The sequence below is a fragment of the Tamaricihabitans halophyticus genome (assembly GCF_004340875.1).
GTDB classification, from domain to species: domain Bacteria; phylum Actinomycetota; class Actinomycetes; order Mycobacteriales; family Pseudonocardiaceae; genus Tamaricihabitans; species Tamaricihabitans halophyticus.
Genome location: NZ_SLXQ01000027.1, coordinates 21,621 through 41,810 on the forward strand (window position 1 = coordinate 21,621; position 20,190 = coordinate 41,810).

17 protein-coding genes are annotated in these 20,190 nt (G+C 67.0%); 7 read left to right on the forward strand and 10 right to left on the reverse strand.

Going from position 1 to position 20,190, the window contains the following annotated elements; all coding sequences use genetic code 11:
* Positions 1-155 precede the first annotated feature (155 nt).
* The 3 genes from EV191_RS28910 (at position 156) to pspM (ending at position 2,803) form a co-directional block, all read left to right on the forward strand.
* Positions 156-872, forward strand: a complete 717-nt coding sequence (locus EV191_RS28910) for a hypothetical protein (protein ID WP_132881153.1) — start codon at positions 156-158, stop codon at positions 870-872.
* Between the two features lie 178 nt (positions 873-1,050).
* Positions 1,051-1,896 carry a PspA/IM30 family protein gene (locus tag EV191_RS28915; RefSeq protein ID WP_132881155.1) on the forward strand — a complete coding sequence of 282 codons (846 nt, stop codon included), beginning with the start codon at positions 1,051-1,053 and terminating at the stop codon, positions 1,894-1,896.
* A 76-nt stretch (positions 1,897-1,972) separates the two neighbouring features.
* Positions 1,973-2,803 (forward strand): phage shock envelope stress response protein PspM, encoded by an 831-nt coding sequence (gene pspM, locus EV191_RS28920; protein WP_132881157.1) that lies wholly within the window; start codon positions 1,973-1,975, stop codon positions 2,801-2,803.
* An 83-nt stretch (positions 2,804-2,886) separates the two neighbouring features.
* Here the strand turns inward: pspM and EV191_RS28925 are convergent, their stop codons facing one another.
* The 3 genes from EV191_RS28925 to EV191_RS28935 all read right to left on the reverse strand — a co-directional run bounded on the left by EV191_RS28925 (position 2,887) and on the right by EV191_RS28935 (position 10,228).
* On the reverse strand, positions 2,887-4,338 hold the full coding sequence (locus EV191_RS28925; RefSeq protein ID WP_132881158.1) for a glutamate synthase subunit beta: 1,452 nt from the start codon (positions 4,336-4,338) through the stop codon (positions 2,887-2,889).
* Positions 4,331-8,887 carry a glutamate synthase large subunit gene (gltB, locus tag EV191_RS28930; protein ID WP_132881191.1) on the reverse strand — a complete coding sequence of 1,519 codons (4,557 nt, stop codon included), beginning with the start codon at positions 8,885-8,887 and terminating at the stop codon, positions 4,331-4,333. Before gltB ends, EV191_RS28925 begins: the two co-directional genes overlap by 8 nt.
* A gap of 291 nt (positions 8,888-9,178) precedes the next feature.
* On the reverse strand, positions 9,179-10,228 hold the full coding sequence (locus EV191_RS28935; RefSeq protein WP_132881160.1) for a quinone-dependent dihydroorotate dehydrogenase: 1,050 nt from the start codon (positions 10,226-10,228) through the stop codon (positions 9,179-9,181).
* A 118-nt stretch (positions 10,229-10,346) separates the two neighbouring features.
* On the opposite strand from EV191_RS28935, the gene EV191_RS28940 reads away from it, so the two are divergent.
* A complete protein-coding gene (locus tag EV191_RS28940; protein WP_132881162.1) occupies positions 10,347-10,835 on the forward strand; it encodes a hypothetical protein in 489 nt (162 codons plus the stop codon).
* 7 nt (positions 10,836-10,842) lie between these two features.
* Here EV191_RS28940 and EV191_RS28945 read toward each other — a convergent pair whose 3' ends face one another.
* The gene (locus EV191_RS28945; RefSeq protein ID WP_132881163.1) at positions 10,843-11,661 is read right to left on the reverse strand and encodes a DNA-formamidopyrimidine glycosylase family protein; all 819 of its coding nucleotides are present in this window, start codon (positions 11,659-11,661) and stop codon (positions 10,843-10,845) included.
* 21 nt (positions 11,662-11,682) lie between these two features.
* Positions 11,683-12,522, reverse strand: a complete 840-nt coding sequence (locus tag EV191_RS28950) for a ParA family protein (RefSeq protein ID WP_243659319.1) — start codon at positions 12,520-12,522, stop codon at positions 11,683-11,685.
* A gap of 34 nt (positions 12,523-12,556) precedes the next feature.
* Between EV191_RS28950 and EV191_RS28955 the strand changes: the two genes are divergently transcribed.
* Entirely contained in the window at positions 12,557-13,285 is a 729-nt protein-coding gene (locus EV191_RS28955; protein ID WP_132881167.1) for a class I SAM-dependent methyltransferase, read from the forward strand.
* Between the two features lie 133 nt (positions 13,286-13,418).
* Positions 13,419-14,726, forward strand: a complete 1,308-nt coding sequence (locus tag EV191_RS28960) for a DNA polymerase IV (RefSeq protein ID WP_132881169.1) — start codon at positions 13,419-13,421, stop codon at positions 14,724-14,726.
* Here EV191_RS28960 and kstR (EV191_RS28965) read toward each other — a convergent pair.
* The gene (gene kstR, locus EV191_RS28965) at positions 14,712-15,332 is read right to left on the reverse strand and encodes a cholesterol catabolism transcriptional regulator KstR (RefSeq protein ID WP_132881171.1); all 621 of its coding nucleotides are present in this window, start codon (positions 15,330-15,332) and stop codon (positions 14,712-14,714) included. The two genes, EV191_RS28960 and kstR (EV191_RS28965), sit on opposite strands and share 15 nt — an antisense overlap.
* A 204-nt stretch (positions 15,333-15,536) precedes the next feature.
* Here kstR (EV191_RS28965) and EV191_RS28970 point away from each other — a divergent pair, with 204 nt between their 5' ends.
* On the forward strand, positions 15,537-16,805 hold the full coding sequence (locus tag EV191_RS28970) for an RNA polymerase sigma factor (protein WP_132881173.1): 1,269 nt from the start codon (positions 15,537-15,539) through the stop codon (positions 16,803-16,805).
* Here the strand turns inward: EV191_RS28970 and kstR (EV191_RS28975) are convergent.
* The 4 genes from kstR (EV191_RS28975) to EV191_RS28990 all read right to left on the reverse strand — a co-directional run bounded on the left by kstR (EV191_RS28975) (position 16,791) and on the right by EV191_RS28990 (position 20,051).
* The gene (gene kstR, locus EV191_RS28975; protein ID WP_132881175.1) at positions 16,791-17,420 is read right to left on the reverse strand and encodes a cholesterol catabolism transcriptional regulator KstR; all 630 of its coding nucleotides are present in this window, start codon (positions 17,418-17,420) and stop codon (positions 16,791-16,793) included. The two genes, EV191_RS28970 and kstR (EV191_RS28975), sit on opposite strands and share 15 nt — an antisense overlap.
* 111 nt (positions 17,421-17,531) lie before the next feature.
* Positions 17,532-18,557, reverse strand: a complete 1,026-nt coding sequence (locus tag EV191_RS28980) for a ferredoxin--NADP reductase (protein ID WP_132881177.1) — start codon at positions 18,555-18,557, stop codon at positions 17,532-17,534.
* On the reverse strand, positions 18,554-18,886 hold the full coding sequence (locus tag EV191_RS28985; RefSeq protein ID WP_132881179.1) for a hypothetical protein: 333 nt from the start codon (positions 18,884-18,886) through the stop codon (positions 18,554-18,556). Before EV191_RS28985 ends, EV191_RS28980 begins: the two co-directional genes overlap by 4 nt.
* Before the next feature lies 1 nt (position 18,887).
* Complete coding sequence (locus tag EV191_RS28990) at positions 18,888-20,051, reverse strand: 3-ketosteroid-9-alpha-monooxygenase, oxygenase component (RefSeq protein WP_132881181.1); 1,164 nt, start codon at positions 20,049-20,051, stop codon at positions 18,888-18,890.
* Between the last annotated feature and the right edge of the window lie 139 nt (positions 20,052-20,190).

Below are 20,190 nucleotides of genomic sequence, written 5' to 3' on the forward strand. Positions count from 1 at the left end.
CGGGCCTCACCGCCGGCAGGGCGGCCGTGATCGTCGCCGCCTGATCGTCGCTGCCTGATCGGCCGCCGAATGTCCCCGATGTGGTTGCGCTCCGTGTACCCACGGTTCGTATGCTGGCGGGGTCGTACTGAGCGGGTTCAGGAGGTCGGTCGCGGGTGACAACGGTCATCATTATCGTCGTGCTCGTCGTCATCGCGGCTGGTGCGCTCGCGCTTATCCCGCTGATGAACGCGAGTACGCGTCAGGCGCGACTGGCGCCAGAGGAGCCGTCCGGACCGCTACCGGGCAGCCCCGCGCAGGTGTGGCTGGCGCGCGGCGAGCGGGTGCTCGGCGAACTTCGCGGCAAACTGTCCGAAGCGCCGGTTTTCGACATGTTGTCCGCCGATGCCGAGCAGGTCGTCGGTGAGCTGCGGGCGACCGCCGGGCAGGTCGCCGAACTCGATCGTGGGATCGCCCAGATCCCGACGCCCGAGCTGGAGCGGCAGCGGGACCACTTGGCCGAGCAGCTGAGCGCCCGACAGACCGCCGAGGCGAGCCCGGAAGGGCTGACCGAGCAGTACGAGCTCACCAAGGCGCGGGAATCAGTGGAGTCCAGGCTGGCTGTCGCGGAGCGGCAGCGCGCCGCGCGAGACGCCCTGCTGACCAGGATGGAATCCGCCGTACTCGGCTTGGAAAGCTCTCGAGACGAGGTCACCGTCATGCTGGTCGAGTCGGCCGGCGCGGAACTGCCGGCGGCCGCCACCGCCCAGGCCGCGCTTTCCGAGCGACTCACCGGGCTCCGTGCCGGCCTAACCGAGGTCAGGGAGCTCACGGCGGGCGATATGGTGCGGCCGGATACCGATCCGCCGCCAGTTGATCGGTCCAGCGGATGAGGTGATGATCGGGGCCATCCCTGATTTCCCCCGGGGTCAGCTAGAAGGTCTCGCGCTCACCTGACACGATGGAACAAGCGCCGAACACCTGGTCGTTACCCGGCCAGATGGGGGCACGGGCAGCGAGACCGGGATTTGACCAACAAGATCAGCAGAACGAAGAAGGCAGGCGGAGGAGATGGCCAATCCGTTCGTGAAGTTCTGGAAGTACCTGATGGCGGCGTTTTCCAACAAGATCGATGAGAACGCCGACCCCAAGGTACAGATCCAGCAGGCCATCGAGGATGCGCAGAAGCAACATCAGGCGCTTTCCCAGCAGGCGGCCTCGGTGATCGGCAACCAGCGGCAGCTGGAGATGAAGCTCAACCGGCAACTGGGGGAAGTGGAAAAGCTCCAGTCCTCCGCCCGTCAGGCGCTGGTACTCGCCGACGAGGCGCGCTCCAAGGGTGACGACAAGAAGGCGACCGAGTTCGAGAACGCGGCGCAGGGCTTCGCGACCCAACTGGTGACGGCCGAGCAGGGCATCGAAGATCTGAAGACCCTGCACGACCAGTCGCTACAGGCCGCTGAGCAGGCAAAACAGGCCGTTGAGCGCAACTCGATGATGCTCCAGCAGAAACTGGCCGAGCGCACCAAGCTGATGTCCCAGCTTGAGCAGGCCAAGATGCAGGAGCAGGTGTCCGCTTCGCTCAACCAGATGTCCGAACTCGCCGCGCCGGGAAACACCCCTTCGCTCGAAGAGGTGCGGGACAAGATCGAGAAGCGCTACACCACGGCGCTCGGCTCGGCCGAGCTCGCCCAGAATTCGGTTCAGGGACGGATGATGGAGGTGCAGGCCTCCACCACCGAGCTGGCCGGCACCAGCCGGTTGGACCAGATCAGGGCATCGATGCAGGGCGGCAGCGTCGCGGGCGAGGTTACCGGCGGCGCGGACGCCGCCACCGCACCGACGCCGTCGGCGAGCATCCAGCAGGAAATCCAGCAGCGCGTACAGCAGGAGCAGAAGCAAGCTGGCTCGGCCTGACCAGACCGCCGCGTACGCTGGGAGGCGCGGGAGCACTATGGATGGCGCAGCGCCGGCGGACGACGGGCGGTAGACGATGGATCGGCGTAGGGACGGGCTACCCCAGCTTTCCGAGCTCGGGGAACTCTTCGACAAGCATGTCGGGCGCCATCTGGAATCGCCGATGGTCGGCCAGCTCAGGGAGAAGTTCGACCGCTGGAACGACCCGGCCGCTCGCCTGGTCCGGCGCCGGCGCAGGGCCTCCCGGCTGCTGACCTTCTGGATCATCCTGCTGTTGGTGTTCGGAACCGTCGCCGGGCTGGGGTTCGCCGGGGTGGTCGGTGGCGGCGGCGAGATCGTGACACTCGGTTCGAGTGGGTCCTTGCTGCTCGCGATCGTCGCGGGGGCACTGAGCGTACGAACCGGTATCCGACTGCGCGCCCTGAACCGCACCGAACTGCCGGAGAGCAGCACCCCGCCGCCGCTACCCCCGAGGGAATCCGCGGCCCGCGCACCGATGGAGCAGTTGGCCGAGGCGCAGCAGTCACTGGATCAGCTGATGGGGACGCTGCACGCGGGTGGCGGCAGCTCGCTGATTCCGGAGGCCTCGGTGGCCGACGCGCGGGAGACGGCAGCGGAGGCGGCCGCCGCGCTGCACCAGTTGGCCGACCGGATTCAGGCGATCGAGCGGGCACGGGAGTCAGCTCCGCAACGCGAGCGAGTAGCACTGGGGGAGGCGGTGCACACCTTGCTTGGCCAGTTGGAACGTGGCCTCGAGGGTTACCGGAGTTTGGTCGCCGCGGCCGGCCGAGCCGTCGCCGAGAGCAGTGGACACCTCGACGAGCACCAGCGGCGCCTCACCGAGGCCACCGACCACCTGGCTGGACTGGCCATCGCCGTTCGCGAGGTTTCCGCGCGCGGCCAGTGATCGCACCCTGCTCCGTGTTCGGGTGCGGTCACTGGCCGTGTTCGCGTTCTTTAAGGTTAGCGAGCCCGTCGGGGCGGTGAGCGTTAACCGATCGGGCGATCGGTGGGCGAGATCGGGGCGGGGAGCACGTCTCGCCCGGTGAGGTAGGCATCCACCCCAGCCGCTGCCGCCCGACCTTCCGCGATGGCCCAGACGATCAGCGACTGGCCCCGCCCCATATCGCCGGTACTGAACACGCCATCCTGGTTGGTCATAAACGAGGCGTCCCGCGCCACATTGCCGCGCTCGTCGTAATCCACCCCGAGGCCGGTCAGCAGCGCATCCTTTTCCGGGCCGACGAAGCCCATCGCGAGCAGCACCAGCTCGCAGGGTAGCTCTCGCTCGGTGCCTTCGACCGGCTCGAACCTGCCATCGACGTTACGAACCTCGACCAGGCGCAGCGCCCGGACATGCCCCTGCGCGTCACCCAGGAATTCCTGCGTGTTCACCGCGAACATCCGTTCGCCGCCCTCCTCGTGTGCCGAGGAGACCCGGTAGATCATCGGATGCGTTGGCCAGGGCTGGTTCGCTGGCCGGGATTGCGTCGGCGTCGGCATGATCTCCAGCTGCGTCACCGATGCGGCGCCCTGTCGGTGTGCGGTGCCGAGGCAGTCGGCACCGGTGTCGCCACCACCGATGATGACCACGTTCTTGCCCTCCGCGTGAATGGGCGAGCGGTCGAGATCGCCTTCCTGCACCCGGTTGGACGGCGGCAGGTACTCCATCGCCTGGTAAATACCGTCCAGTTCGCGCCCTGGCACGGGCAGATCCCGCCAGGCGGTGGCACCACCCGCGAGCACCACGGCGTCGTGGTCTGCGCGGAGTTGCTCCGTGGGTAGGTCCGCGCCGACATTGACGCCGGCGCGGAAGGTGGTCCCTTCGGCGCGCATCTGGTCAAGCCGGCGATCCAGCCGCCACTTCTCCATTTTGAACTCGGGAATCCCGTACCGCAGCAGTCCACCGATCCGATCAGCTCGTTCGTAAACGGTGACCTCGTGACCTGCCCTGGTCAGCTGTTGCGCCGCGGCGAGCCCCGCCGGCCCGGAGCCGACGACCGCCACCCGCTTCCCGGTTCGCGTGCTCGGCGACTCGGGGCCAACCCACCCTTCCGCCCAGGCACGATCGATGATCTCGATCTCCACCCGCTTGATCGTGACGGCGTCACTGTTGATCGCCAGCACGCAGGCGGATTCGCACGGCGCTGGACACAGCGTGCCAGTGAACTCGGGGAAGTTGTTCGTGGCATGCAGCCGTTCACTGGCCGCCCGCCAGTCCTGTCGCCACACCAGCGTGTTCCACTCGGGAATCAGATTGCCCAGCGGGCAACCCTGGTGGCAGAACGGGATACCGCAGTCCATGCACCGGCCTGCCTGGGCTTCCAACCGGTTGTGCGCGAAGTCCTCGTACACCTCGCGGTAGTCGAGCAGCCGCAGGTCGACCGGTCGGGAAGCCGGGGTCTGCCTGGGGGTGGTGAGGAAACCCTTCGGGTCAGCCATGTGCCGCCTCCATGATCGCTTCGTTGACGTCCCGGCCATCGCGCTCGGCCGCCGCCCGCGCGTTCAGTACTCGCTTGTAGTCCTTCGGCATCACCTTGCCGAAGCGTTCGACGGCGACATCCCAGTCGGCGATCAGCGCGTGTGCCACCGCCGAGCCGGTTTCGGCGTGGTGCCGCTGCACCAGCTCACGGAGGGCCTCGCGATCCTGCTCATCGAGCGGATCGATATCCACCATCTCGGCATTCACCCTGCGCTCGTCCAGGTCGAGCAGGTAGGCGAGACCGCCGGACATGCCAGCGGCGAAGTTCCGGCCGGTTGGCCCGAGCACCACCACGCGGCCGCCGGTCATGTACTCGCAGCCGTGGTCGCCGACGCCCTCGACCACCGCGTCCGCGCCAGAGTTGCGCACGCAGAAGCGTTCCCCAACGACACCGCGTAGGAACGCGCCGCCGGAGGTGGCGCCGTAGAGGATCACGTTTCCGGCGATGACGTTGCGTTCCGCGGTCAACGCCGCCGCCGGGTCCGGACGCAGCGTGATCTGCCCACCGGAAAGTCCCTTACCGACGTAGTCGTTCGCGTCGCCACGTAGTCGCAGGGTGATGCCCTTGGGTAGGAAGGCGCCGAAGGACTGGCCGGCCGATCCGGTGAAGGTGATGTCGATGGTGCCGTCCGGCAGGCCGTCGCCACCCCAACGTTTGGTCAGCGCCGAGCCGAGCATGGTGCCGACCGTGCGGTTGACGTTGCGGATCGGCAGATCCAGCCGCACCGGCTCGATCGGCTCACCGGCTGATGGGGTCAGCACGCCTTCACACAGCTGGATCAGCGTGTTGTCCAACGCTCTGTCCAGACCGTGGTCCTGATCGGTTACCTGGTGCCGGGCGGCACCCTGCTCGAGTTCGGGCACATGGAAGATCGGGTCGAGATCCAGCCCGGCGGTCTTCCAATGGCGCACCGCCTCCCTGGTGTCGAGCAGTTCGGCGTGCCCGACCGCTTCGGCCACCGACCGGAAACCGAGTGCGGCGAGGTACTCGCGCACCTCCTGCGCGATGAACTGGAAGAAATTGACCACATACTCGGCCTTGCCGCTGAACTTCTCCCGCAGCGCTGGATTCTGCGTGGCCACCCCAACCGGACAGGTGTCCAGATGGCACACCCGCATCATGATGCAACCGGATACGACCAGGGGTGCGGTGGCGAAGCCAAACTCCTCCGCGCCAAGGAGCGCCGCGACGATCACGTCTCGACCGGTCTTGAGCTGACCATCGGTCTGCACCACGATGCGGTCCCGCAGCCGGTTCGCCAGCAGGGTCTGCTGGGTCTCGGCGAGGCCGAGTTCCCACGGCGTGCCCGCGTGCTTGATCGAGGACAGTGGCGAAGCACCGGTCCCGCCGTCATGTCCGGAGATCAGGACCACGTCCGCCTTGGCCTTGGACACCCCGGCCGCCACCGTGCCAACGCCCACTTCGGACACCAGTTTGACATGCACCCGGGCCGAGGGATTCGCGTTCTTCAGATCGTGGATCAGTTGGCGCAGGTCCTCGATCGAGTAAATATCGTGGTGCGGTGGCGGCGAGATCAGCCCCACGCCTGGCGTCGAGTGCCGGGTCTTGGCGATCCATGGGTAGACCTTCGGGCCAGGCAGCTGGCCGCCTTCGCCGGGCTTTGCGCCCTGTGCCATCTTGATCTGCAGATCGTCCGCGTTGACCAGATACTCGCTGGTGACGCCGAAGCGGCCGGAAGCGACCTGTTTGATCGCCGAGCGGCGCAGGTCCCCGTTGGAGTCCACAGTGAACCGATCGGAGTCCTCGCCGCCTTCGCCGGTGTTCGACTTGCCGCCCAGCCGGTTCATCGCGATCGCGAGCGTTTCGTGCATTTCCTTGGAGATCGACCCATAGGAGATCGCGCCGGTCGCGAACCGGCGCACGATCTCGGCTACCGGTTCGACCTCGTCGATCGGCACGGGTTCACGCGCGCCCTCGCGGAAGCCGAACAGGCCGCGCAGCGTCATCAGCCGCTCCGCCTGCTCGTCGACCGCCCTGGTGTACTCCTTGAACACCTCGTACTGGCCGGACCGGGTGGAATGCTGCAGCTTGAACACGGTCTGCGGGTTGAACAGATGCAGTTCGCCCTCCCTGCGCCACTGGTACTCGCCACCGATGGCGAGCGAGCGGTGCGGGTTGTGCATCCCGTCTTCCGGAAATGCCAGACGGTGCCGCCTGGCTACCTCGGTGGCCAGTTCGGCGAAGCCGACCCCACCGAGCCGCGAGGTGGTTTCGGCGAAGCAGCTGTCGATGACGTCGCTGCCGAGCCCGATCGCCTCGAAGATCTGCGCCCCGGTGTAGGAGGCCACAGTGGACACGCCCATCTTGGACATGGTCTTGCGCACCCCCTTGCCGAGCGCCTTGATCAGGTTCCGCGTGGCGGTCTTCGCATCGGTGCCCGCGATTTCGCCCTGCTCGGCCATTTCCTCGACGGTGGCCATCGCCAGGTACGGGTTGATGGCCGAGGCGCCGTAGCCGATGAGCAGCGCGATGTGGTGCACCTCTCGGGCATCGCCCGACTCGACGACGAGGCCGACTCTGGTTCGAGTCTTCTCCCGCACCAGGTGGTGGTGTACGGCACCGGTCAGCAGCAACGAGGGGATCGGTGCCCGTTCCGCGTCGACGCCGCGGTCGGAGAGCACGATCAGCCGCGCGCCATCGGTGATCGCGGCGCTTACCTCGGCGCGGATCTCGTCCAGCCGGCGCACCAGCGCCTCGCCACCGCCGCGCACGTCGTAGGTGCCATGCACGGTACAGGCCTGGTATTCCGGACGATCGCCATCGTCGTTGATATGCACCAACTTGGCGAGTTCGTCATTGTCCAGCACGGGGAACGGCAGCACGATTCGCCGGCAGGAGTCGGATCGCGCCTCGAGCAGGTTCGGCTCGGAACCGAGCTGAGCTTCAAGGGAGGTGACCAGTTCCTCGCGGATCGCGTCCAGCGGCGGATTGGTGACCTGCGCGAACAGCTGGGTGAAGTAGTCGAACAGCTGCCTCGGCCGCGCGGAAAGTGGCGCGAGCGGCGCGTCGTTGCCCATCGAGCCGATCGGTTCGGCGCCGCTGGCCGCCATCGGCTGCAGCAGCACCCCAAGTTCTTCGTCGGTGTAGCCGAATGCCTGTTGCCGGCGCACCAGGGAAGCATGGGTGGGTACCTCACGCTCGCGCTCCGGTAGGTCCTCGATCCGGGTCACGCCATCGCGCACCCAGTCGCCATAGGGGTGTTCGGCAGCCAGCTGCCCCTTGATTTCCGCATCGTCGACGATGCGTCCCTGCGCGGTGTCCACAAGGAACATCCGGCCGGGTTCCAGCCGTCCCTTGCGGATCACTTTGGACTGGTCGATCTCCAGCACGCCGACTTCACTGGCCAGCACCACGAGCCCGTCCTCGGTGACCCAGTACCGAGCTGGCCGCAGGCCGTTGCGATCCAGCACGGCGCCGATCTGCGCGCCATCGGTGAAGGCAACCAGCGCCGGGCCATCCCATGGCTCCATCAGGGTCGAGTGGTACTCGTAGAAAGCGCGCCGTGCCGGATCCATCTCGGTGTGGTTTTCCCACGCCTCCGGGATCATCATCAGCACCGCGTGCGGCATGCTGCGGCCACCGAGATGCAGCAACTCGAGCGTTTCGTCAAAGGTTGCCGAATCGCTCGCGCCCGGAGTCAGGATCGGATAGAGCCGTTCCAGTTCACCAGGGATCAGCTCGGTGTCGAGCATGCTTTCCCGTGCACGCATCCAGTTCCGGTTGCCCTGCACGGTGTTGATCTCGCCGTTGTGCGCGAGAAAACGGTACGGATGGGCGAGTGGCCAGGATGGGAAGGTGTTCGTGGAGAACCGGGAGTGCACCAGTCCGAGCGAGCTGGTGACCCGTTCGTCGGTCAGGTCCGGATAGAACGGACCGAGCTGTGGTTCGGTGAGCATGCCCTTGTACACGATGGTCCGTGCGGACAGGCTCGGGAAGTACACATCGGTCTCGTGCTCGGCGCGCTTACGCACGCAGAAGGCATTGCGTTCAAGGGGGAGTCCGGTGCGAGGGTTGCCCTCCGCATCGGCGGCGGAAAGGAACAGCTGCCGGAAGATGGGCATCGTGCTCGCGGCGGTCCTGCCTACCTGGTCCGGATTGGTGGGCACCGCGCGCCAGCCGAGTACGCGCATGCCCTCCTCGGCGGCGATGCGTTCGATCGCGGTTGCCGCTGCCTCCGCGGCGTCCGGTTCGGCCGGCAGGAAAGCCGTACCCACGACGTAACTTCCCGGGGCGGGCAACGCGAAATCCACGACGGCGCGCAGGAACTCGTCGGGTACCTGGAGCAGTACGCCCGCGCCGTCACCGGTGTTCGGTTCGGCCCCTCTGGCGCCGCGGTGCTCCAGATTGCGCAGAGCTATCAGCGCCTTGCGCACGATGTCGTGCGTTCTGCGGCCGGCGAGATCGGCGACAAAGGCGACACCACAGGCGTCGTGCTCGTATTTCTCCTCGTACAGCCCACCCGGCTTGGGCGATTGTGGGGCCTCGATGCCCTGTGGGGATGTGTGCGTGCGGCGCGGAACAGTCACCGGACCTCCCGTGGTCTTGGCTACACCCGGTACGCATGCCCACTGCGATGGGGGCCGGCCGAGGAACCGTACCCGACTACGACGCGTCGATCCGTTATTCGAAAAATCACGGAATCCGGGAGAGTAGCGGCCCTGGCACTCTCCGTAGTCTTGCTTCCTGCGACGTTCGGATGTCGTCGAGGTTCCTCTCGGGTAAATTGTCGATTCTAGTCGGACAGCGCAAGGGTTCCGGCATCGCGAGGTTGCTTGTGGCTACGCTCGCTCGGCCAACGCTCGGTTGATTTCGCGAATCATCCCTGGTCCTCGGTATATGAAGCCAGTGAAAACCTGGACAAGGCTTGCTCCCGCGTCCAGCATTCGCTCGGCGTCGTGCGCCCCGAATATTCCGCCGACGCCAATGATAGGCAAGGCCCCTTCAGTACGCCTATGTACGAAGGACACGATTTCGCGCGCCCGATTCGCGAGTGGCCGGCCGCTGAGACCACCGATTTCCTTCCCGAGATATGCGTCACTGGCGGCGAGGCCAGTGCGCTCGATCGTGGTATTTGTCGCTATTACCCCGTTAACCTTGTGTTCATCACACACTTCTAGTAGCTCGGCGATTGCCTCATCGGTGAGATCGGGCGCGATTTTCACCAGCAGTGGTCGCCGGCGACCGTGCTCGGCGGCGAGTTCCGTGGAGGCGAGCTGAAGTTCGGCGAGCAGTTCGGTGAGTGCGGTCCGGTCCTGCAGAACGCGCAGTCCCGGAGTGTTCGGCGAGCTGATGTTGATCGCGAAGTAATCGGCGTACGGGTAGAGACCGCGCAGCGAGTAGCGGTAGTCGGCGACGGCGTCCTCCAGCGCGGTGGCTTTCGATTTGCCGATGCTCACGCCGAGTGGGACGTCCAGCGGGCCGGTGGTACGCAGGGTTTCGGCGAGCGCGTCGGCGCCCGCGTTGTTGAAGCCCATGCGATTGATGATCCCCTCGCTGTCCGGTAGCCGGAAAAGCCGCGGTTTCGGGTTTCCCGGCTGCGGCAGGCGGGTCACCGTGCCCGTCTCCAGGAAGCCGAAGCCGAGGGCGGACCAGCAGGGCAAGGCGTGACCATCCTTGTCCATCCCGGCGGCGAGACCGACCGGATTGGGAAAGCGTAGGCCGAACACGTCGGTGGGCACGGCGACGGCGTAGTACCGCCGCAGCGCGTGCAGCGCAGGTGGGCTTACCCGCAGTTTGGCGAGCAGGCCGAGGACGCGTTCATGGGCGATCTCAGCGTTTCCGCCACCGGTGCGGAACAGAGCGCGACGGATGAGCTTCTCGTAGATCACGGGTACATCGTGCACCTTGGGACAACCGGGCGATATTTGGCGTAATCCTGGCAACCCTCCGTACGGGGGAGGTAAGCTCCTTGGTTGATCATGAGAATGGAACCGATGGGGGCAGCCAGTGGCGGCCAATACCAGGCTGGGTGAGCAGCGCAGAATAGCGGCCGGGGCGTTCCTTGGCGCCGCGCTCGCCGCGGTGCTGTCGCTGGCCGTGGGCGGCGACTCGACCCCGTTGAGTTCCGGCCCGCTCGGCCCGGCGCAGGCTCCGCCGCCGACCGTGCTCACCACCACATCGCAGGACCCGCGGCCGGATACGGCTCCGCGTGAGCAGCCGAAGGCTCCCGCCTCCACCACGCCCGCGCCACCGTCCACGACCTCGGTGCCGACTACCGCCCCGCAGCCGACCGCCACCGATCCGCAACCTTCGGAAGCTCCGGAGACCCAGCCGGACGTGCCGGAACGGACCGGTCAGCCGAAACCCACGTCCTCGGCGGTGCCGGCGAACCCGCCGGCCGAACGGCCGGAGTCCTCGCCGAGCCCGCCGCCGTCCAGCTCCACACCACCGCCGGATCCGGAACCGGAATGCCCATGGTGGTGGATCTTCTGCTGATGCCGGGTCAGTGCTGGCCGTCCCGGACCGGGCCGGTCTGGCACCGAGGACAGTAGAAGGCCACCCGAGATACGCGTTCGGCACCGTGCTTGGCGCGATGGACCCGGCCGCCACAGCTGAAGCAGCCGGTGCGGCTTCGTTCGTATACCCAGGTTCGCCGGCCGCGGCGTAGTTCCCCCGTGGTGCTTTGTTCGGCGCGCCAGGCGTTCGCGGACAACAACTGTCGAGAAAGGTCAACAGCCCGAGCCAGCTGCTGATCGTCCAGTTCGGACAGTAGTGTCCACGGTGTCCGTCCGAGCAGGAAGCAGACCTCAGTCGCGTAGAGGTTGCCGACGCCGGCCATCACCCGCTGGTCCAGCAGGGCGGTGGACAGTTCGGCCGTGGGCATGGCGCGCAGCCTGCCGACGATCTCATCGGTCCACTGATCTGTCCAGTGTGGATCGAGGAGGTCCGGACCGAGGCCGGCGAGGAGCCGGTGCTCGTGATCCGTGCGCACCATCGCCAGCTCGTGCAGGTGAAAGCCAATGGCCAGCCGGTCGGTGGTGCCAAGCACCGCGCGGGCCTGATGGGCGGGTCGCTGCCAGCGCGCGCTTGGCGCGCCAACCTGCCAGAGCCCGTCCATCCGCAGGTGGTTGTGCAGGCTCAGGTTCCCGGTGAAGCGGATGAACAGGTGCTTGCCTGCCGACCGCGCGCCGAGCACCCCGTGTCCGGCCAGTTCCACCGTGGCCAGTCGAGGATGACGTAGCTCGGCGCGGCTGAGCTCCTTGCCCGCGAGCGCGGCATCCAGCTGATGGGCGGCGCGAAAGACCGTGTCACCCTCCGGCATCCGGTGCTCCCGTACACTGGGTCAGGCTGGCCACTCGTGATCGTCCTCCTCGTCCTCCTCGCCGATCAGGTGGTGTCGACGCGGGCGCAGGGTTTTGGCGAGCAGGATGTTGAAGGCCAGCGCTACTTCGCGCGCGCCCGGTGTCGGCCACTGGTGGATGGGTAGGCAGGCGCCCTGTGCCTGCTGGATCGCCAGTCGGTCGGGTAGCGCGGTGGGCAACACGAGTTTGCCAAAGGTGTCTCTGAGCTCCTGCCAGCGAAACAGGTGCTCCCTGGAATGCGGACGGACCCGGTTGACCACCACGCCGAGTGTCTGCAATCGGGAGTTGTGCTGTTCGTGCACCAGTTCGACGGCTTCGTGGGCGCGTTGCACGCCGGTTACCGCGAACATGTTCGGTTCGGTAACCAGCAGTGCCCGGTCGGCTGCCACCAGTGCCGAGCGAGTCAGCTGGCCGAGCGAAGGTGGGCAGTCCAGCAGGACCAGCTGGTAGGGCAGCTCTCCGTCGCTGACCAGCTTGGTGAGCTCGGTCAACGCTCGTCCCAGCGTGTTCAGCCGGCGCGAGTTCGGATCCGGGTGGTTCAGGGCTTCGACGTCCTCGGCCCCGGGCAGCACGTCCAGCCCTTCGCCCCAGCCGCTCGGGGCGATCGCGCTGGCGAGCACCGCTGCCCGTGGCGCGGCGAGCACCTGCGCCAGCGTGTTGTCGGATTCCGCGGGATCCAGCGCCGCGGTGGAGTTGCACTGCGGGTCGAGGTCCACGACCAGGGTTCGAACCCCCCTGCGCAACGCCGCGGACGCGAGCCCGAGCGTCACCGTTGTCTTCCCGACGCCACCCTTGAGGCTGAGCACAGCGACCGTACGCACGTACCGAAGCCTACGTCTTCTAGGCTTGCGAGCCATGCGGAACGACGCCGTGCACCGGGTACTCGATGCCGAACTGGCCGCGACACGCCAGCGGGGGGTGGATTCGCCGCGGGTTCTTGACGTCGGCGGCGGTAGTGGCGTGTGGGCGGTGCCCCTCGCCGCGGCCGGATGCCGAGTGACCGTGCTCGAGCCGAATCCGAACGCGCTGGCCACGCTACGGCGCAGGGCGGCCGAGGAGGGTGTGCTTGACCGGATCACACCGGTGGCCGACGACAGTGACGTGCTCGGCACCGTGGTGCCAGCTGGCGAAGCTGATCTCGTGCTGGCGCACGGTCTCCTCGAAGTGGTCGACGACCCCGCCGCTACCGTCGCCGCGCTCGCCGCCGCGCTCGCCCCTGGCGGCGCGCTGTCGGTGCTGGTCGCCAACCGGTTCGCGGCGGTACTGCATCGCGCGATGGCCGGCGATCTGGGCGACGCGCTGCGCCTGCTGCGCGACCCGGAAGGGCGCGCGCCGGACGACGTGGCACCCATGCGGCGCCGGTTGGACGGCGATCGGCTGGTCGAACTGGTCGCGGCCACCGGGTTGCGGGTGGAGACCCTGCAGGGGGATGCGGTGGTGTCGGATCTGGTGCCCGGATCGGTGCTGGAGTCCGGTTCGGAGGCGGTCGGCTCGCTCGCCGAACTCGAACTCGCCGCGGCGAGCACTCCTGGGCTACGGAACGTGGCGAGCAGGCTGCATGTACTGGGTAGGGCCGCTGGCTGAGGCGCGGAAAGTGTCGGTCCGCTGGCGTACCGTGCTGGCTGATGACGTGGCGGATTGATCCCCGGTGGATCGGGCCCAGGCAGATGGGATCCAGGTAACTCATGGCACGGGGTGGTAATGGGGCGCAGCGGTAATGGGGCGCAGCGGTGACCTGCCCCGTGGGCTGCTCGACCGGTATCGAGTTCGTCCGGAGTCGTGCCCGGACGACACCGGTTGCCCGATCCTGCACGTCGATATGGACGCTTTTTACGCCTCGGTCGAACTCCGCGAGCGGCCGGAGCTGCGCGAGCACCCGGTAGTCGTCGCTGGCGAGGGCGCCCGGGGCGTCGTGACCTCGGCGAATTACGTGGCCAGACGGTATGGCGTCCGTTCGGCCATGCCGGCCGGGCAGGCGCGCCGGCTGTGTCCGAACGCGGTATTCCTGCCACCGAACTTCGCGGCCTACCGGGAGGTGTCAGCCGGGGTACAGGCGGTGTTCGCGGAGCTCACGCCACTCGTGGAACCACTGAGCCTGGACGAGGCGTTCCTGGACGTGGCCGGAGCCCTGCGCCGGTTGCGTAGCACGCCAGCGGCGATCGGTCAGTGGATCCGCCGGACCGTGGCCGAGCGGTTCGAGATCAACTGCTCGGTGGGGGTGGCGCCGACCAAGTTCCTCGCCAAACTGGGTTCCGGCCTGGCGAAACCGGACGGGATGATCGTGGTGCCGCGTGGTTCGGAGCTGGCGTTCCTGCATCCGCTGCCGGTGAGCGCGCTCTGGGGCGTGGGCAAGCGCACCGCCGAGCAGCTGCGCGAGCTCGGGTTGGAAACCGTGGCCGACGTGGCCGCGGTACCGCTGGCGAGACTGCGACGCAGTATCGGCAACGCGAATGCCGAATCACTACACGCGCTGGCCAACGGCCACGACGATCGCGCGGTGACGCCTGACGCGCCGGAGAAGTCCCTTGGCGCCGAGGAGACCTTCGAAACCGACCAGCATGATCGGGACCTGCTCAACCGCGAGCTGCTTCGCCTCGCCGAGCGCACGGCGGCGGCACTGCGCTCGCGAAACCTGTACGGCCGAACCGTGTCGATCAAGGTGCGCTACGCCGATTTCCGCACGATTACCCGGTCCCGGACACTGCCGGTGGCGACCAACCTGGCGCGCGAGGTCTACGCCACGGCCAGCGCGCTGCTCGAGGAGCAGGTGGCCCCCGGCGCGGTACGGCTGATCGGCGTTCGCGTCGAACAGTTGACCGCCGACGCGGAGTTCGCGGAGCAGCTCCTGCTCGGTGGCCCGGACAGGGGCTGGAAGGAGGCCGAAGACGCCGCGGACGAGGCCCGAGCGCGATTCGGCTCCGCCGCGGTGCGCCCGGCCACGCTGCTGGGCGGCGCGAGCCCCCGGCAAGCAGGTACCACGCACGGAACCTCGGGCCATCGGGAAGGCCGATCAGTCGAGCAGTAGTCGCACCGTGCGCTCCAAGCGGTCTGTGACGTCGCTGGCGGATGCGCGTCGGGTGACCCAGGCGACGAGTACGGAGAGCCAGACGTCGCTGAGCACCCTGGCGATCGCGAGTTGTTGTTCGTCCGGCTCTCCATTGGCGGACATGGTGGCGGCGAACGTGCGATCCATGAGTTTGCTGACGGTGTCGACTTCGGTGGCTGCGGTGGCGTCGGCGAACATGAAGGCGCGGGTCATGGCTTCGGTGAGGTGTGGGTCGCGTTGCATGCGGCGGGTGGTTTTGGCGAGGACGTGGAGCATGCGTTGGCTGGGGGTGTTGCCGGGGATTTTGGTGCGGCGGAGTTTGGTGTGGGCTTGGTGGAATTCGCGGCCGAGTGCGGTGACGAGTAGGTGGGTTTTGGAGGGGAAGTAGCGGTAGAGGGTGCCGAGTGCGACGTCGGCGTGTTCGGCGACGGTGCGCATTTGGACGGCGTCGTAGCCGCCTTTGCTGGCTAGTCCGAGGGTGGCGTCGAGGATGCGTTGCCGGCGTTCCCGCTGCGCCGCCGAACCGTGGTCTCCCAGTTGCCAGGCGGGAAGGTCGGGCGAGCCTGCGGACGGCGAAGTTGCCATGGTGCGTGATCCCCTGTTGGTCGACTGCCAATTAACGTAACGTGTTCCACCTTGTCCAGCCGATCTTACTGAGGCACTGTCTGCTCGTTAATGGCCTGGTGAGCGAATGCACTGCTGAATAACTAAAACGTGTTCTATATCTCGTCGTCGGTGACTGGACGCGAAAGCGTTGCCGGCGGCGGGGTTTGCTGCTTGGTTTGGTTCGTGACGGCTTCGGATATCCAGCGCAGGGTGGCGGCGATCTGGCGAATCGAGTCCGCTTCGTTGGTCGCCGGGCTCGCCGGCACGTTGCGGGACGTGGGGCTCGCGGAGGAGTTCGCCCAGGACGCGCTGGTCGCCGCATTGGAGCAATGGCCTACCAGCGGGATCCCGGACCGGCCGGGCGCCTGGCTCATGGTCGTGGCCAAACGCCGCGCGGTGGACCATTTTCGTCGCCAGCAGAGACAGGCCAACTACCTCGACGAGCTGGGGCACGCGCTGCTACGGGAGGGTGCCGAGGCGGAACCGGCCCCGTCCGATGAGCTGGTCCAGGACGACCTGCTTCGGCTGATGTTCACCGCCTGCCATCCGGTGCTGCCCGCGCCCGCGCGGGTGGCGCTCACGCTGCGCACGCTGGGCGGGTTGCGTACCGAGGAGATCGCTCGGGCGTTTCTGGTGTCCGAATCGACGATCGCGCAGCGCATCGTGCGGGCGAAACGAACCATCGCGAACAAGGGCGTGCCGTTCGAAGTACCCGGTTCGCGGGAACTGGCCGGCCGGCTGTCCGCGGTGCTCGAGGTCGTCTACCTGATCTTCAACGAGGGCTACGCGGCCACGGCCGGACAGGATTGGACCCGGCCCGCGCTCGTCGAGGACGCGCTCCGGCTCGGTCGGATGCTCGCCGAGCTGCTACCGAAGGAACCCGAGGTGCACGGACTGATCGCGCTGTTGGAGATCCAGGCGTCCCGGATCAGGGCTCGCACGGGTGCCAGCGGCGAGCCGGTGCTGCTGATGGACCAGGATCGCTCCCGCTGGGACCAGTTGCTTATTCGGCGTGGTCTGGCCGCGCTCGAGCGCGCGGTGGCGCTGAGTGGCACGCTTGGGCCGTACTCGATCCAGGCCGCGATTGCCGCCTGTCATGCGCGGGCGCGGACCGCGGCGGCGACCGACTGGGCCCGGATCGTCGCGCTCTACGGCGCACTCGCGCGGATACAGCCCTCGCCGGTCATCGAACTCAACCGTGCGGTTGCGGTATCGATGGCCTCGGGGGCGCGGGCCGGCCTGGAGCTGGTGGACGCGTTAGCCGCGAGCGGGGCGTTGGATGACTACCATCTGCTGCCGAGCGTGCGCGGAGACCTGCTGAACAAGCTCGGGAGGTATGCCGAGGCACGCGTCGAGTTCGCGCGGGCGGCTGAGCTGACCCACAACGGTGCCGAGCAGGCATTGCTTCGCGAGCGAGCGGCGAGGGCCGCCGAAAGCTCAGCGGAGCAGTAGATTCACGGTCAGCTCGAGACGCTTCGTGACGTCGCTGGCGGATGCGCGTCGGGTGACCCAGGCGACGAGTACGGAGAGCCAGACGTCGCTGAGCACCCTGGCGATGGCGAGTTGTTCCTCGGTCGGTTCCGCTTCCCCCGCCATCGCCATCGCGAACAGGGCATCGATCTGCTTGCTGACGGTGTCGACTTCGGTGGCTGCGGTGGCGTCGGCGAACATGAAGGCGCGGGTCATGGCTTCGGTGAGGTGTGGGTCGCGTTGCATGCGGCGGGTGGTTTTGGCGAGGACGTGGAGCATGCGTTGGCTGGGGGTGTTGCCGGGGATTTTGGTGCGGCGGAGTTTGGTGTGGGCTTGGTGGAATTCGCGGCCGAGTGCGGTGACGAGTAGGTGGGTTTTGGAGGGGAAGTAGCGGTAGAGGGTGCCGAGTGCGACGTCGGCGTGTTCGGCGACGGTGCGCATTTGGACGGCGTCGTAGCCGCCTTTGCTGGCTAGTCCGAGGGTGGCGTCGAGGATGCGTTGCCGGCGTTCCCGCTGCGCCGCCGAACTGGCTGCGTCCGAGGCGAGCAGGGTGCCATCGGATGCGTTGGCTGAGCGGGTGTTCGATCGTGCTGCCATCGACGACTGCTCCGGAAACGTTCGGGTCGCGCGCGACGCGGTTCAGATGCGGTTTCCAGCCTACTCATATCCACGCGGGCATCCCGGCACGAACGCGCCGTCCGGCGTCGGCTACTCGTAGCTGATCTGCACGGAGTCGGTGACCGGTAGGGACTGGCAGGCGAGCACGATGCCCTCGGCGATGTCCTCGTCGTCCAGCACCTCGTTGTTGAGCATCTTCACCTCGCCGGAAACCAGCCGGCAGGCGCAGGCGCTGCAGGCGCCCTCACGGCAGGAGAACGGGGCATCGATTCCCGCCTCCAGCATCAGGTCAAGCAGTTTCGTGCCGGCCGGCCACGACAGTGCATGCCGCTGCCCGTCCAGTTCTACCGCTAGCTCGGTAGCGGGGCGATCGACGTCCGGAGCTGGCGCTGGTGCGGCCTCGAACGGGCTGTTCGACAGTGAGTGGAACTTCTCGATGTGTACCCGGTTTCGGGGTACCCCGAGGCTATGTAGCGCTTCCCGCGCGGCGTCGTAGAAGCCGGCCGGTCCACAGAGGTAGGCCGGTAGTTCGGCATAGGGCGCGAGCAACGCGGCCAGCCGGCCCGCGTTCGGCATACCCTGGAGCGCCACCAGCCAGTGCGTCACCACCAGGCGATCGGGGTAGGCGGCGGACAGGTCGCGTAGCTCCGCCGCGAAGATCACCGCCCGCTCGTCCGGGTTCGCGTACACCAGAACGACCCGACCGGAGCCGGCGGCCAGAATGGATTTCACGATCGACAACACCGGGGTGATACCGCTGCCGGCGGCGAGCAGGAGCACGTCCTCGTCCAGCGAAGCTGGCGTGAAAACCCCGGCTGGTGGCAGCACCGTCAACTCGGTGCCCACCCGCAGGTTGTCGCACAACCAGTGCGAGGCATAGCCGCCGGGGGTGCGCTTGACAGTGATCCGCGGCGCCGGATCGACATGCGGTGAGCTGGACAGCGAGTAGCAGCGCGCGACCGATCCCGTGTGCTCGCTTGGCACGCGGACCGTGAGGAACTGACCGGGCCGGTAGTCGAGCCGGTCGTGTTCGGCAGCGGTGGCGAGTTCGAACGAGCAGGTTTCGGCGGTCTCGGCGATCACCTTGCTCACCCGGACGGGGAATGCGGTGTTCACGGCGAGCTCCCGTTGGCGACGTCAATCTCACCGGAGCTGACGGCCTGTTCGATACTCGCGGTCAGCGCGACACAGCCGGCCACGGTGTGCTCCGTCCGTTCAGCGAGTTCCGGGCAGCCGCTCACCGCCTCGGCGGACCACTGGATGCTCGTGTGCCGCAGGCTCGTCTTGTGCACCAGCACCCGCTGCGCGCAGTTCGCGCAGTCGTGCGGCTGAAACCGCCCAACCAGGTAGTCGGCACGGTCCCGCCGAGTCCGTTCGTGTAGCCGCTCGCGTTCGGCGGTCCGGTCCGGCGGGCGTGCTTTCGCCCATGCTGCCAGCTCCGCCACGTTACCGTGCCTCCTGCTGCTCGGCGGCGCGCCTGGCGAGGTTTTCCGTCACTTCAGCCTGCCAGGCTTCGTTCGCGCGGGTAGTGTCCACTTCGAACTCAAAGCGCTGCACCATATCCGGGGTGACGTCGGCGGCATCGGTGTAGAACTGGTCGTACCAGCGGCGCAGTTGATACACCGGACCGTCCTCTTCGCACAGCAGCGGATTGTCGATGCGGGTCTTGTTCTTCCAGATCTCCACGTCTTGCAGGAAGCCGACGCCGACCCCCTTGGCGAACTTCGCGGCGAGCTTGTCCGCCTGCGCGTCATCCAGGCCGGGAAGTTTCTTCACGATGACACCCCACTGGAGAACGAACGAATCAGCGCTGACCGGATAGTGGCAGTTGATCAGTACCGTCTCCAGCTCGGTGCCCTTGAAGTCGTGCCACAAGTAGTTGATCATGTATGACGGTCCGTAGTAGGACGCCTCCGAACGCAGCAGATTGTCCTCGCCGGAATAGGTTGAGTTCGCTCCGACATCCGGCCTGCCCTTCGAATTCAGGTACTGCGTAGCGACATGTCCCTCGAACACGTTCTTGAAATAGGTGGGAAACGCGAAGTGGACGTAGAAGAAGTGCGCCATGTCCACCACGTTGTCGATGATCTCCCGGCAGTTCGAACCCTCGATCCGCACGGAATCCCAGGTCCAGTTGCTCCATTCGGGAGAGTAAGCGCCCTCGATGCGGGGTATGACGACGTTGTCTGGCGGTGGGTTTCCCTCCGGGTCGTGCCAGATGAACAGCTGGCCGTTCGTCTCCAGCGTTTGCCAAGCCCGGGTTCGTGCGCGGAGCGGAATTCGTCGCGCGTAAGGGATTCCCGCGCATCGCCCGTTGCCAGCCCATCGCCAGTCGTGGAACGGGCAGGCCACCGCGTTACCTTTGATGGTGCCCTGGCTCAGGTCGCCGCCCATATGCCGGCAGTAGGCATCCAGTACGTTCAGTACACCGTCCTCGCCGGCGAAGACGACGAGTTTGTTGCCGAATGCCTGCACGGCATGCGGTTGGCCGTCCCGGAACGGCTCGGCAAGTCCGAGGCAGTGCCAACCCCTGGCGAACCGTGTCGGTGGCGCGCCCACGTCGATCATGCGTACCTCGGATGCGCCATTGCTCGGGTTTGGCTGGGTCATCGGGTACCCCTAAGGTTGATCTTGTTCAGGGATTGATCGCCCTGACCCCTAAGGTTGATCTTGTTCAGGGATTGATCGCCCTGACCGCCCAGAAGCGATGGGGCGTGGCTTATCGGGTACTGCCGGTCGTATGGCTCTC

What these genes read in the sequence shown, in the direction of transcription:
- EV191_RS28945 (WP_132881163.1), bottom strand. Translation starts at nt 11,661, where the DNA reads ATGCCGGAGGGTGACACGGTCTTTCGCGCCGCCCATCAGCTGGATGCC.
- pspM (WP_132881157.1), top strand. Translation starts at nt 1,973, where the DNA reads ATGGATCGGCGTAGGGACGGGCTACCCCAGCTTTCCGAGCTCGGGGAA.
- EV191_RS28955 (WP_132881167.1), top strand. Translation starts at nt 12,557, where the DNA reads ATGCGGAACGACGCCGTGCACCGGGTACTCGATGCCGAACTGGCCGCG.
- kstR (WP_132881171.1), bottom strand. Translation starts at nt 15,332, where the DNA reads ATGGCAACTTCGCCGTCCGCAGGCTCGCCCGACCTTCCCGCCTGGCAA.
- EV191_RS28990 (WP_132881181.1), bottom strand. Translation starts at nt 20,051, where the DNA reads ATGACCCAGCCAAACCCGAGCAATGGCGCATCCGAGGTACGCATGATC.
- EV191_RS28915 (WP_132881155.1), top strand. Translation starts at nt 1,051, where the DNA reads ATGGCCAATCCGTTCGTGAAGTTCTGGAAGTACCTGATGGCGGCGTTT.
- kstR (WP_132881175.1), bottom strand. Translation starts at nt 17,420, where the DNA reads ATGGCAGCACGATCGAACACCCGCTCAGCCAACGCATCCGATGGCACC.
- EV191_RS28960 (WP_132881169.1), top strand. Translation starts at nt 13,419, where the DNA reads ATGGGGCGCAGCGGTGACCTGCCCCGTGGGCTGCTCGACCGGTATCGA.
- EV191_RS28925 (WP_132881158.1), bottom strand. Translation starts at nt 4,338, where the DNA reads ATGGCTGACCCGAAGGGTTTCCTCACCACCCCCAGGCAGACCCCGGCT.